Raw genomic sequence first — 12,333 nt, forward strand, 5'->3', positions numbered from 1 at the left:
GATGGCCCAGCCTACCCCCTGCTATCACTGCGGCCTGCCGGTCCCGACCGGCAGCCACTACCAGACGCTCGTGCTCGGCCAAGTCCGACCGATGTGTTGCCCAGGCTGCCAGGCCGTGGCGGAAACCATCGTCAAGAGCGGTCTGGAGAGCTACTACCAGCACCGCAGCGACGCAGCGATCAATCCACAAGCACTGCCCGAGGCGCTCAGCGACGAACTGGCGCTGTATGACCGTCAGGACGTGCAGCAACCGTTCGTCAAGCATGACGGTGAGTTGGCCAGCACCTCCCTGCTGATCGAGGGCATCAGCTGCGCCGCCTGCGGCTGGCTGATCGAACGGCACCTCAAAGGCGTCGATGGCGTGGCCGAAGCCAGCCTCAATCTTTCCAATCACCGCCTGCAGGTCCGCTGGAGCGACGCCCGACTGCCACTCAGCGAGCTGCTGGCAGAGCTACGTCGCATCGGTTACGCCGCGCATCCCTATCACCCCGATCAGGCTGCCGAACACCTGGCCAGGGAGAATCGTCGGGCCATGCGTCAGCTCGGCGTCGCCGGGCTGCTGTGGATGCAGGTGATGATGGCGACGATGGCCACCTGGCCGGAATTCAATCTCGATCTGTCCGCTGGCATGGACAGCATCCTGCGCTGGACCGCGCTGCTACTCACGACGCCCATCGTCTTCTACTGCTGCACCGACTTTTTCAAAGGTGCGCTACGCGATCTGCGCACTCGTCATCTGACCATGGACGTCTCGGTCTCGCTGGCCATCGGCGGTGCGTACATCGCCGGCATATGGTCGACCCTGACCGGCCAAGGCGAACTGTATTTCGATGCGGTCGGGATGTTCGCTCTGTTCCTGCTCGCCGGCCGCTATCTGGAACGCCGCGCCCGCGAGCGGACCGCCGCGGCCACTGCGCAGCTGGTCAATCTGCTACCCGCCTCCTGTCTGAAGCTGGACGAAGCCGGCCACAGCAGCCGAATCCTGCTCAGCGAACTGCAGGTCGGTGATCGGGTGTTGGTCCAGCCTGGCGCGCTGATACCGGCTGATGGCGTGATTGCCAGCGGCCAGTCGAGTGTTGACGAATCGGTGCTGACCGGCGAGTACCTGCCGCTGACGCGTGGCGTCGGTGATAGCGTGACCGCCGGCACGCTGAACGTTGAAGGTCCGCTGACCGTTGCAGTCCAGGCTCTGGGCGACGATACCCGCCTTTCGGCAATCGTTCGCCTGCTCGAGCGCGCCCAGGCAGACAAGCCGAGACTGGCAGAGCTTGCCGACCGTGTAGCGCAATGGTTCCTTCTGATCGTATTGATGGTTGCCACAGTAGTGGGACTGGCCTGGTGGCAGATCGATTCGGCGCGGGCGTTCTGGATCGTGCTCGCGCTGCTCGTCGCCACCTGCCCCTGCGCGCTGTCACTAGCGACGCCAACCGCGCTGACCACCGCGACAGGCACGCTGCACAAGCTCGGGCTACTCCTGACTCGGGGGCATGTGCTGGAAGGACTCAATCAGATCGACACGGTAATTTTCGACAAGACCGGCACCCTCACCGAAGGCCGCCTGACTCTAACAGCGGTGCACTGCCTCGGCGCGCTGGATGGAGATGCGTGTCTGGCACTGGCTGCTGCGCTGGAAAACCGCTCGGAGCATCCGATTGCGCGAGCGTTCGGACGCGCGCCACAGCCGGCAGACACGGTGGACAGCGTGCCCGGGTTGGGCCTGCAAGGCAGCGTGGGCGACCGTAACCTGCGCATTGGCCAGCCGGCCTTCGTCGCGGCGGGTTACGGCGCAGCGGCGCCGGTGATCCCTGGGGACCAGGGCCAATGGCTGCTGCTCGGTGATGAACAAGGACCGCTTGCCTGGCTGGTACTGGACGATCGCCTGCGCGAGGACGCTCCCGCCCTGCTTGCAGCGTGCCGGCGCAAGGGCTGGAAGACCTTGCTGCTCTCCGGCGACAGTTCGCCGATGGTCGGACAGATCGCCGAGCAGCTGGGCATCGATCAGGCTGAAGGAGGTTTGACGCCAGCGGCCAAGTTGGCGCGCCTTCAGGAAATCCAGGGGCAAGGGCATCGCGTGCTGATGCTGGGCGATGGCGTCAACGATGTGCCCATTCTGGCCGCCGCCGATATCAGCGTGGCGATGGGTTCGGCAACCGATCTCGCAAAAACCAGCGCCGACGCGGTTCTGTTGTCCAACCGGTTGCATAGCCTGGTGCAGGCCTTCGACATCGCGCGCCGCAGCCGCAGGATCATCGTCGAGAACCTTGCGTGGGCCAGTCTCTACAACGGCCTTATCTTGCCCTTCGCCGCGATTGGCTGGGTTACGCCGCTGTGGGCCGCGTTGGGCATGTCCGCCAGCTCGCTGCTGGTAGTCCTGAACGCCCTGCGCCTGACGCGTCATTAGGGCTGGACCTTCCGCGCCCTGCTCCGCGACACTGAACCTTCCCTCGTAACCGGAGATTCGCTATGGCTGCTCTGTACATCCTGATTCCGGTTGCCGTAGTTCTGGTTGCTGTGGCGATCTGGATATTCTTCTGGGCGGTAGATAGCGGCCAGTACGACGATCTCGACGGCCCGGCGCACAGCATCCTCTTCGATGATGACGAAGCCCCGCAGGCGTTCTCGGAGCAAAAGCCGCAGCGTCCGCAGGCTGGAGAGGAGAAATCCGATCGTGACTGAGCTGGCGCCACTGCTGCTTTCGGCGTTAGTGCTCGGGCTGCTCGGTGGCGGGCACTGTCTCGGTATGTGCGGCGGGCTGATGGGCGCTCTGACGCTGGCGATTCCGCCCGAGCAGCGCGGCAAGCGTTTGCGCCTGCTGCTGGCCTACAACCTCGGCCGCATCCTCAGCTACGCGCTGGCGGGGCTGCTCATCGGCCTCGCCGGCTGGGCAGTGGCCAATAGTCCCGCAGCGTTGGCGCTGCGCGTCATCGCGGCACTGCTGCTGATCGGTATGGGACTCTACCTGGCTGGCTGGTGGAGCGGCCTGACGCGTGTAGAAGCGCTGGGACGCGGCCTCTGGCGACACATCCAGCCCTATGCCAGCCGCCTGATGCCGGTCACCAGTCTTCCGCGCGCACTGCTGCTCGGCGCGCTGTGGGGTTGGCTGCCTTGCGGGCTGGTCTACAGCACGTTGCTCTGGTCAGCCAGCCAGGGCGATGCATTCGACAGCGCACTGCTGATGCTGGCGTTTGGGCTGGGCACCTGGCCCGTGCTGCTGGCAACCGGGCTGGCGGCCGAGCGGCTGACGACACTGCTGCGCAGGCGTGGGATCCGCGTCATCGGCGGCGTGATGGTCATCCTGTTCGGCCTCTGGACCATGCCCGGCCCGCATCAGCAGTGGCTCATGGGGCACGGCGGCGTCTCGGCGCATTCGGCGCACTGACAGCACCACACAGCAGACGTCCGCCGTCGGCTCATCAAGGCTCTTTTGGCATCTGTCGCTTGTGCGCCGTCTTGTCGAAGGTCTCGACGATGATACGCGCGGCCTCTGCCGATACCGGCTGCCCAAGCAGGAAGGCATCGATGTCACGATAGGCCACTCCGTGCGCCTCCTCGTCCGGCCGACCCGGCATCAGCTCTTCCAGATCCGCAGTCGGCACCTTGTGTACCAGCTGCGCGGGAGCACCAAGGGCTGCGGCTAGCTGGCGCACCTGCCCTTTCACCAAACCGGCAAGCGGCGTGAGATCGCACGCCCCATCACCGAACTTCGTGTAGAACCCCATCACCGCCTCGGCCGCATGGTCGGTGCCGATCACCAAGCCCTGCCGCGCATTGGCGATGGTGTATTGCGCCACCATGCGCATCCGCGCCTTGGTATTGCCGAGTACGAAGTCGCGCTTGCCAGCCGGCAGCGGCGCCAGTGCCTCGGTAGCCTCTGCGAGCCCGAGTACCGCCGCGGCAATATTGACGGTATGGCATTCATCAGGCTGGATGGTCTCGATCGCCAGCTGTGCTTCGTGCTCGTCATGCTGTGTCTGGTACGGTAGGCGCACCGCTATGAAACGGTACTCATCGCCCTCGCCCGCGGCACGCATCCCTTCTACCGCTCGTTGTGCCAGCAGGCCCGCGGTCGTCGAATCGACACCACCACTGATACCAAGCACCAGCGTTTTCATTCCCGACTCACGCAGACAGTTCTGGATGAATCGGACCCTGCGATCGATCTGCGCCTGGATCGCGGCGTCCCCGTCAAAGGGCGGCTGAACTCCGAGCGCGGCGGCAATTTCGGCTTGGCGACTGTGCATGTTTTCTCCTGGCCTGAGGCGCAAATGAACATGGAGGATTGGGTACTCATCCGACCACGATCGGCCGAGATTTCTCTGCTTCGCGCCGCTGATCTGGATGGCGCGGCTAGCGTCAGGGCTAGTTTGATACAGGTCAAGTCGATTGACAGGCGCCCCCCCTAGAATCCGGCCACCGCTGCCAAAACCGGGAAGCCACATGCTCTATTCCATTCGTTGGGATGCCGACCTGATCCGTCGCTACGATCAGGCAGGGCCGCGCTATACCTCCTATCCAACGGCAGCACAGTTCAACGGTGGCATTGGTTCGTTCGAGTTGCTGCATGCGCTGCGCAGCAGCCGCCATGCCTCCCGCCCACTCTCGCTCTACGTCCATCTGCCATTTTGCGCCAACGTTTGCTACTACTGCCGCTGCAACAAGGTCATCACCAAGGACCACGGCCGCGTGCTGCCCTATCTGGAGCGTCTCGAGAAAGAAATCGAGCTGGTGGCACGCCACTTGGGACCGGATCAAGTGGTGGAGCAACTGCACCTGGGTGGCGGAACACCGACATTCCTCAGTCATGACGAACTGCGTCGCCTGATGGCTCACCTGCGCAAGCACTTCAATCTGCAGGATGACGATCATGGTGATTTCAGCATCGAAATCGATCCGCGTGAGGCGGATTGGTCCACGATGGGGCTGCTGCGCGAACTGGGCTTCAATCGGATCAGCGTCGGCGTTCAGGATCTGGACCCGGAGGTCCAGCGCGCCGTCAACCGCATGCAGACGCTGGAGCAGACCAGCACGCTCATCGAAGCAGCACGCACCTTGCAATTTCACTCGGTGAACATCGATCTCATCTACGGCCTGCCACTGCAGACGCCCGAGCGTTTCGCCACAACGATGGAGGCGGTCATTGCACTACAACCGGACCGGTTGTCGTTGTTCAACTATGCCCATCTGCCCGAACGCTTCATTCCGCAGCGACGTATCAACGCCGCTGATCTACCCAGCCCCGCCGACAAGCTCGCCATGCTCCAGCGCAGCATCGAGCAACTGACAGACGCAGGCTATCGCTACATCGGCATGGATCACTTCGCGCTACCCGACGACGACCTGGCAATGGCTCAGGAGGACGGCACATTGCAGCGCAACTTCCAGGGCTATACCACCCACGGGCATTGCGATCTCATCGGTCTGGGTGTCTCAGCGATCAGCCAGGTCGGCGATCTCTACAGCCAGAACAGCAGCGACATCACCGTCTACCAGCAAACGCTCGACCAAGACCAGCTGCCTACCACACGCGGCCTGCGTTGCAGCGAGGACGACCGCATCCGGCGGATGGTGATTCAGAAACTCATCTGTGATTACGAACTGAGCTTTGCCAGCATCGAGCAGACTTTCTCGATCGATTTCAAGTACTACTTCCGTGCCGTCTGGCCACAACTCGAACAGATGGCCGCTGACGGTCTGGTCGAGCTGAGCGAACATCATCTGATCGTCCAGCCCGTAGGGCGGCTGCTGGTCCGGGCAATCTGCATGTTGTTCGATCACTATCTCACCGATACTGCGGACCAGCGTTATTCGCGCATCATCTAGATAAACGAAAAAGTTCCATCTTGTCGCATGCAACCTCGGGCCGATTGGATATTGCCGCCCGCTGGGGTAACCTTGCCCGCTATACACAGGCTCTCTGGAAACCCCCATGCCCGAGTCGATCAAGATCCGCGCGCAGCGCCAAGCCCATTGCAAGGATTGCAGTCTTTCCGGCCTCTGTTTGCCGCTTTCCTTGAACATGCAGGACATGGACGCGCTCGATGACATCGTCAAGCGCGGACGACCGCTGAAAAAAGGTGAAACCCTGTTTCGTCAGGGAGACGCCTTCAGTTCGGTATTCGCGGTGCGTTCCGGAGCTCTGCGCACGTTCAGCGTCACCGATGGTGGCGAAGAGCAGATCACCGGTTTCCACCTGCCGAGCGAAATGGTCGGGCTATCCGGCATGGACACCGAGAGCTACCCGGTCTCCGCACAGGCGCTGGAAACCACGTCGGTGTGCGAGATCCCCTTCGAGCGCCTCGACGAATTGAGCGTGCTGCTGCCGCAGCTGCGCCGCCAGCTCATGCGCATCATGAGCCGCGAAATTCGCGACGATCAGCAAATGATGCTGCTGCTGTCGAAGAAAAACGCCGACGAACGCATCGCGACGTTCCTGATCAACCTGTCGGCGCGCTTCAGTGCCCGCGGCTTTTCGGCCAATCAATTCCGCCTGCCAATGTCGCGTAACGAAATCGGCAACTACCTGGGGCTGGCGGTCGAGACAGTCTCGCGCGTTTTCACCCGGTTCCAGCAGAACGGTCTGCTCGAGGCCGAAGGCAAGGAAGTTCGCATTCTTGACTCCATCGGTCTGTGCGCCCTGGCTGGCGGCAGCATGGACGCTCAGTAGACCGACAGGGTGCGCGCATGATCTTCGATGAATTCAGCATCAAGACTCTGATCCGCCCAGTACCGGACTTCCCCCGCCCCGGCGTGATCTTTCGCGATATCACGCCGCTGCTGCAGTCACCCAAAGCCTTGCGCATGGTCGCCGACAGCCTCATCCAGCGATATGTGGAAGCGGATTTCAGCCACATCGGCGCGCTGGATGCGCGCGGTTTTCTGCTCGGCTCGATTCTCGCTTACGAACTGAACAAACCGTTGGTGCTGTTTCGCAAGCAGGGCAAGCTGCCAGCGGATGTCCTTTCGCAAACCTACTGCACGGAATACGGCGAGGCGCAGCTGGAAATCCATGCCGACAGCCTGTGCGAAGGCGATTCGGTCGTGCTTTTCGATGACTTGATCGCAACCGGCGGTACGCTGATTGCCGCGGCGCAACTCGTTCGCCGAATGCGCGCTACCGTCCACGAAGCGGCCGCGATCATCGATCTGCCGGAACTTGGCGGCTCGCGCAAGCTGCAGGACATGGACATTCCCACCTTCACCCTCACGGCGTTCTCGCTCAACGAGCGTTGATGTTGAGGGTGGCGTTCATGCGCGTATTTCGCCGCTTCCTGTTCGTCTTCCTGGCAATGACCACCGGCGCTCATGCGCTGGACCGCGATGTGCTGCTGGACGAGGCCAATCTGCTGTTGCTGCCGCGCGAACGAGCAATACCAGCGCTGCATCTCGTCGATCAGGATGGCCAAGCATTCGACACCCGTGATCTGCGTGACCGCTGGCACCTGCTGTTCCTCGGCTTCACCGCCTGCCCGGACGTTTGTCCGACTACGCTCAGCGATCTGCGCCGCCTGCTTGGCCGTTTGCAGCCCGAGCTACGTGAACGCGTTCAGGTGGTACTCGTCAGCGTGGATCCGGCACGCGACACGCCGGAACGCCTGAAGCAATATCTCGCCTACTACCGCTCAGGATTCAAGGGATTGACCGGCGAGCTATCCGAGCTGACCAAGCTATCCAAGGCGCTCGGCCTGCCCTTCGTACCCGCGAACGCAGCAGATGGCGATTACAGCGTAAGCCACAGCGGCAACATCGCACTCGTTGCGCCAGACGGTAGCCTGCGTGGGCATATACGCGCGCCACTCAAGCTGAATGGCTTGGCAGAGGCGCTGCCGGAACTGGTCAAGAGCCAGTAATGCCCAGCGTCAGTGGCAATCCAGGGTGTCAGCCAAGACGTAGGCCTGAAACGCGACATCATCGATGGCCTGCTGGACGAGTGCCTGCAGCCGCCCATTGACGTGCCACTGCTGCTGTAGTGCATCCACCTTCTCCTGCAGCTCCGAGGTCTTCGCTGCCACCCATAACTGCATGTTCGCATCCGCCAGGCGCGGTAGGAGACGATTGAAGCGGCGCCACTCAGGCAGTTCGGCAATGTTCTCCAGCAAGCTCGCATCTTCGACAACAACGCGGCACTCGCCCAGCTTCAAACCGATCAGCGCCTCGGCCGAGCTGGGATAAGGGCGCGCAATGGCGCCATAACGCGCCGCTACAGTCACCATCTGCGGATTGTCAGCCGCGATGCAGAACGACTCCCCGTGCAGCTGCGCCCAATCGCGCGGCCCATCGGAGGTGGCGCCGAGCGCGGCAATTTCCGTCCGGTAAAAGAGCGAACCATTCCCAGTCGTGCCGACGCGAAAATCATCGACGGCAGACTGCAAAGAGTCCCCCAGCGCTGCAGCGATTGCATTGTTGAGACTGCTCTGGGCATCGCTCGACAGTGCACGATAGGTTTCGCCCGGAGCCGCCGACTGCGGCTCGCCCAGCGCCAGGCCTGGCAGGCACAGAGCCGCGAGCAAGGCGATGCGCGGGAACGCAGCCACAGGCAGTCTCCTCAGACGTACTGGTAACGCAGCATGCGCTGCTTGAACTTCTCCAGCACCACCTGATCGATCAACGTCGCCAGGATGGCGATTACCAGGATGTTCATCATCACCCCGACCATGTCGGCGATTTCGCCGGAATAGGCCAGCGAGCGGCCGAGGCCCTGGCCAAAGCCGATCAGCATCTCGGCGGAGATCAGCGCACGCCAGGCGTTGCCGAACGCCAGCTGAGCACCGGTGATCAGCTCCGGCATCACCGCCGGCAGGTAGACGCGACGCAACAGCTGCCAGCGCGAGGCTCCCATTACGCGCGCCGCCGCCACATGCACAGGCTGCACGCTCTCGGTGGCATTCATCACCGACAGCGCCATGGGGAAGAATGCCGCCAAGGCCACCACCACGATGATCGGCAGATTGCCGAAACCCATGACGATGAGAAACAACGGCACCCAGGCAATCGACGGGATCGACTGTAGGATAACGATGGCCGAACGCAGAATCTCTCGGAAGAAGAACAGCACTCCGCCCACCAGACCGAAGCCGATGCCGAACAACAGCGCGAAACTGTAGCCGCTGCCAAGGCGACTCATGCTGCCGTAGAGTCCCTCACGGAACTCCGGCTCCTGCACCGCGCTGACCATTCGCTCGAACACGGTGGGTATTCCCGGCATCAGGAATGCCGGCAGACTCCAGGCGGAGGCCTGCCAGATCAGCAAAATGAACAGAATTGCCAACACCACGGCGAGGTATTTCTTCGCTCCAGTCAAACGACGTCCCTGGCTCATGCGTGCTCGACCTCCGTCTTGATACCCAGCAACCGCAGAATCTCCCGGCGCTCGGCAGCGAATTCGGAAAGATCGTGACTCTTCTCGCAATGGGTGAAGTTGAAGGTTTTCAGCACACGGGCCGGGCGCGCACTGAACACCAGCACGTGATCGGCCAGATAAAGCGCCTCATCGACATCGTGGGTCACCAGCAGGACGGTCGGCTGATGCTCCTCGATCAGCTCGCGCAACACATCCTGCAGGGCCATGCGCGTCAGCGCGTCGAGCGCACCGAATGGTTCGTCCAGCAGCAGCACCTCGGGTTTGGCGACGAATGCCCGTGCCAAGGCCGTACGCTGGCGCATTCCTCCCGAAACTTGGTGGGGATAGTAGTGCTCGAAGCCTTCGAGATTGACGCGCGCCAGCCAGGCTGCTGCCTGTTCGAACGCACTGCCTTTGGCGACACCCTGCAGCTCCAGCGCCATTGCCACGTTCGCCTGCAGGCTGAGCCACGGATACAGCGCATGCTCCTGAAAAACCAGGGTGCGTTGCGGGCTCGGCCCGGAAATCGGTTGACCATCAGCCAGCACCCTTCCCGCACTGGCTTTTTCCAGCCCGGCCACCAGATGCAGCAAGGTCGACTTGCCACAGCCGGACGGACCGACCAGAGCCACCAACTCACCCTGAGCGAACTCGCCGCTGAAGCCCTTGATGACTTCTAGCTGACCAAAGCGTTTGTCTACTTCTTCAAACCTGAGCTGCATAAACACTCTTGAACAGAAAGTGGCCCATCGAATCGGGCCAGAACGAACGGGACCTGCCGCGTGGCGGGCAGGCCCCTGCATAGATCATCGCGAATCAGAGCTGGCGGGCAGCCTGCCAAGACAGATCAAGGATCGCGCGGGTATCGAATGCCTTGCCATCGCGGGTCTTCAGCGAGCCTTGTTCCTGCAGGATATCGGCGAGCTCCTGAATGCGTGCCAGATCCTGATCGTCGAGCTTGGCGCTGAACGTCTGGGTCGCTATGGCCTCCTCGATTACAGTCTCGCGAGGCAGTTCGCCACGTTTGAGAGTTTTGAGCGTCGGTTCGGCGATGAAGTAGTCGGCGATCAGCTTGGCTGCCTCAGCCGGTTGCTGCTCGAGCAGACTGATGGCGTCGCGCTGGGCATCGAGGGACTTCCACACTGCATCCTTGCGCTTGGCCAGCGTGTCACCGGAGGTGATCACCACCATGCAGGGGAAAGGCCAGACCTCGCCAATCTCGTAGACCTGCTTGACCGGCGCGACCAGTTGCGCGATGCGGTCATAGGGCTCGAACAGAAAGGCTGCGTCGACCCGCCCGGAAACCAGCGATTGCACCGCGACCGCCGGGCTGACGCCCATGATGTTGACGTCACTCGGCTTGAGACCGGCGGCCTTCAGCGTCACACCGCGCAGCACGGCATCGGCGGTACTACCTTCACGCTGGGACGCCAGGCTATGCCCCTTGAGACCGGCAACATCGGCTATGCCGGTCTGCTCGCGGACCAGAATCGAGTGATAGCCCTGTTGAGCGCCGCCAACCACTTTCAGGTCCGCGCCCTTCGAAGCCCAGGCCACAGCGTTGGTGAAGCCCAGCACGCCGGTATCCAGCTGGCCGCCGACAATTGCCTTGATCAGATCGGTGCCGGAACTGAACTCGATCAGCTCGACATCAAGACCATGCTTGGCATACAGGCCGGCCTCATGCGCCACCATTGCCTGCGCATCGTCCATTACCCGGATATAACCGACCTTGAATTTTTCCTGTGCTTGAGCGAATGCGCTCACGAGCAAAAGTGCCGAGAACAGCCAATGCTTTGCTTTCATTTACGACCTCGATTCGAGCTGCACGCAAAGGAATGCCATATAACCAAAAGTAAGCACGTTATTCTTTTTGGTTATCTAGCGGGTTTGGCTTAGAACTTTACAGGAATCAGAGCTGGGGCGGCACTGGCAAAGCGCTATAAGGTTAAAGCGCTGCGGTATACCGAGCGCGCAGATTTCACAGATTGATTGGTTTACGTCCGGCCAGCGCGTGGGCCAGCGTACCGCCATCGACCAGATCCAGTTCACCGCCCAGCGGCACGCCATGGGCGATGCGACTGATGGTCAAGCCTTTGGGCACCAGCATCTGGGCGATGTAGTGCGCCGTGGCCTCGCCTTCTACCGTCGGATTGGTCGCCAGAATCACTTCAGCGAACGCACCATCGGCCACCCGTGTGAGCAGCTCGGGTATGCCGATGGCCTCGGGGCCGAGACCGTCGAGCGGCGAGAGATGCCCTTTGAGGACGAAATAGCGCCCGCGAAACCCTGTCTGCTCGACCGCGAACACATCCACCGGGCTTTGCACCACGCACAACAGCGCATCGTCGCGTCGCGGATCGGCGCATTGCGGGCAGAGATCATCCTCGCTCAGCGTGCGGCATTGGCGACAGTAACCGACGCCTTCCATCGCCCGGGTCAACGCCTGCGCCAGACGCAAACCACCGCTGCGATCACGCTCGAGCAACTGCAGGGCCATGCGTTGCGCGGTCTTCTGTCCGACGCCGGGCAGAATCCGCAACGCATCGATGAGCTGGCGAATCAGGGGGCTGAAACTCATGGGAATCTCGAGGAAAACGGAACAACGGGTTGTCCGTGACGGCCTTCGCCTGGAAAGCCGGCCACGTGCAGTTGAAGGCAGTGTTAGAACGGCATTTTGAATCCGGGTGGCAGCTGCATGCCGGCAGTCATACCGGCCATCTTTTCCTGACTGTTCTGCTCGATCTTGCGCACGGCGTCATTGACCGCGGCGGCAATCAGATCCTCGAGGATTTCCTTGTCTTCCTGCATCAGGCTGTCGTCCAGGCTGACACGCTTGACGTCATGACGGCCGTTCATCACCACGCTGACCAGGCCCGCACCGGACTGGCCGGTGACTTCGGCATTCGCCAGCTCTTCCTGCATTTTCTGCATCTTTTCCTGCATCTGCTGCGCCTGCTTCATCAGGCCGGCCATGCCACCTTTCATCATGGGAA

14 protein-coding genes are annotated in these 12,333 nt (G+C 62.0%); 7 read left to right on the forward strand and 7 right to left on the reverse strand.

Annotated features, from left to right (window positions below; translation table 11 throughout):
- Nucleotide 1 precedes the first annotated feature (1 nt).
- The 3 genes from HU825_RS15170 (at nucleotide 2) to HU825_RS15180 (ending at nucleotide 3,379) form a co-directional block, all read left to right on the forward strand.
- Nucleotides 2-2,401, forward strand: a complete 2,400-nt coding sequence (locus HU825_RS15170) for a heavy metal translocating P-type ATPase (protein ID WP_234302384.1) — start codon at nucleotides 2-4, stop codon at nucleotides 2,399-2,401.
- Between the two features lie 62 nt (nucleotides 2,402-2,463).
- On the forward strand, nucleotides 2,464-2,676 hold the full coding sequence (ccoS, locus tag HU825_RS15175) for a cbb3-type cytochrome oxidase assembly protein CcoS (protein ID WP_043295573.1): 213 nt from the start codon (nucleotides 2,464-2,466) through the stop codon (nucleotides 2,674-2,676).
- Nucleotides 2,669-3,379, forward strand: coding sequence for a sulfite exporter TauE/SafE family protein (locus HU825_RS15180; RefSeq protein ID WP_234302385.1), 711 nt, complete (start codon nucleotides 2,669-2,671; stop codon nucleotides 3,377-3,379). The genes ccoS and HU825_RS15180 overlap by 8 nt, the downstream gene beginning before the upstream one ends.
- Nucleotides 3,380-3,413: 34 nt before the next feature.
- Here the strand turns inward: HU825_RS15180 and nadE are convergent, their stop codons facing one another.
- Nucleotides 3,414-4,241, reverse strand: coding sequence for an NAD(+) synthase (gene nadE, locus HU825_RS15185; protein ID WP_043295576.1), 828 nt, complete (start codon nucleotides 4,239-4,241; stop codon nucleotides 3,414-3,416).
- A gap of 196 nt (nucleotides 4,242-4,437) precedes the next feature.
- Here nadE and hemN point away from each other — a divergent pair, with 196 nt between their 5' ends.
- From hemN to HU825_RS15205, 4 genes are all read left to right on the forward strand, one after another.
- On the forward strand, nucleotides 4,438-5,820 hold the full coding sequence (gene hemN, locus HU825_RS15190; RefSeq protein ID WP_234302386.1) for an oxygen-independent coproporphyrinogen III oxidase: 1,383 nt from the start codon (nucleotides 4,438-4,440) through the stop codon (nucleotides 5,818-5,820).
- A 106-nt stretch (nucleotides 5,821-5,926) separates the two neighbouring features.
- Nucleotides 5,927-6,664: a fumarate/nitrate reduction transcriptional regulator Fnr gene (fnr, locus tag HU825_RS15195; RefSeq protein WP_234302387.1), complete on the forward strand. Its 738-nt coding sequence runs from the start codon at nucleotides 5,927-5,929 to the stop codon at nucleotides 6,662-6,664.
- Nucleotides 6,665-6,681: 17 nt separating this feature from the next.
- On the forward strand, nucleotides 6,682-7,230 hold the full coding sequence (locus tag HU825_RS15200; protein ID WP_054093040.1) for an adenine phosphoribosyltransferase: 549 nt from the start codon (nucleotides 6,682-6,684) through the stop codon (nucleotides 7,228-7,230).
- Between the two features lie 17 nt (nucleotides 7,231-7,247).
- The gene (locus HU825_RS15205) at nucleotides 7,248-7,847 is read left to right on the forward strand and encodes an SCO family protein (RefSeq protein ID WP_234302388.1); all 600 of its coding nucleotides are present in this window, start codon (nucleotides 7,248-7,250) and stop codon (nucleotides 7,845-7,847) included.
- A 9-nt stretch (nucleotides 7,848-7,856) separates the two neighbouring features.
- Here the strand turns inward: HU825_RS15205 and HU825_RS15210 are convergent, their stop codons facing one another.
- The 6 genes from HU825_RS15210 to HU825_RS15235 all read right to left on the reverse strand — a co-directional run bounded on the left by HU825_RS15210 (nucleotide 7,857) and on the right by HU825_RS15235 (nucleotide 12,328).
- Complete coding sequence (locus HU825_RS15210) at nucleotides 7,857-8,531, reverse strand: type 2 periplasmic-binding domain-containing protein (protein WP_234302389.1); 675 nt, start codon at nucleotides 8,529-8,531, stop codon at nucleotides 7,857-7,859.
- A gap of 11 nt (nucleotides 8,532-8,542) precedes the next feature.
- Entirely contained in the window at nucleotides 8,543-9,316 is a 774-nt protein-coding gene (locus HU825_RS15215) for an ABC transporter permease (protein WP_234302390.1), read from the reverse strand.
- Nucleotides 9,313-10,059: an ABC transporter ATP-binding protein gene (locus HU825_RS15220; RefSeq protein WP_234302391.1), complete on the reverse strand. Its 747-nt coding sequence runs from the start codon at nucleotides 10,057-10,059 to the stop codon at nucleotides 9,313-9,315. Before HU825_RS15220 ends, HU825_RS15215 begins: the two co-directional genes overlap by 4 nt.
- Nucleotides 10,060-10,153: 94 nt before the next feature.
- The gene (locus HU825_RS15225) at nucleotides 10,154-11,143 is read right to left on the reverse strand and encodes an ABC transporter substrate-binding protein (protein ID WP_043295586.1); all 990 of its coding nucleotides are present in this window, start codon (nucleotides 11,141-11,143) and stop codon (nucleotides 10,154-10,156) included.
- 175 nt (nucleotides 11,144-11,318) lie between these two features.
- Nucleotides 11,319-11,918 carry a recombination mediator RecR gene (recR, locus tag HU825_RS15230; RefSeq protein ID WP_043295588.1) on the reverse strand — a complete coding sequence of 200 codons (600 nt, stop codon included), beginning with the start codon at nucleotides 11,916-11,918 and terminating at the stop codon, nucleotides 11,319-11,321.
- Nucleotides 11,919-12,001: 83 nt separating this feature from the next.
- Nucleotides 12,002-12,328 (reverse strand): YbaB/EbfC family nucleoid-associated protein, encoded by a 327-nt coding sequence (locus HU825_RS15235; RefSeq protein WP_008567825.1) that lies wholly within the window; start codon nucleotides 12,326-12,328, stop codon nucleotides 12,002-12,004.
- Nucleotides 12,329-12,333: the final 5 nt, after the last annotated feature.

The organism is Pseudomonas phenolilytica, assembly GCF_021432765.1.
GTDB classification, from domain to species: Bacteria; Pseudomonadota; Gammaproteobacteria; order Pseudomonadales; family Pseudomonadaceae; genus Stutzerimonas; species Stutzerimonas phenolilytica.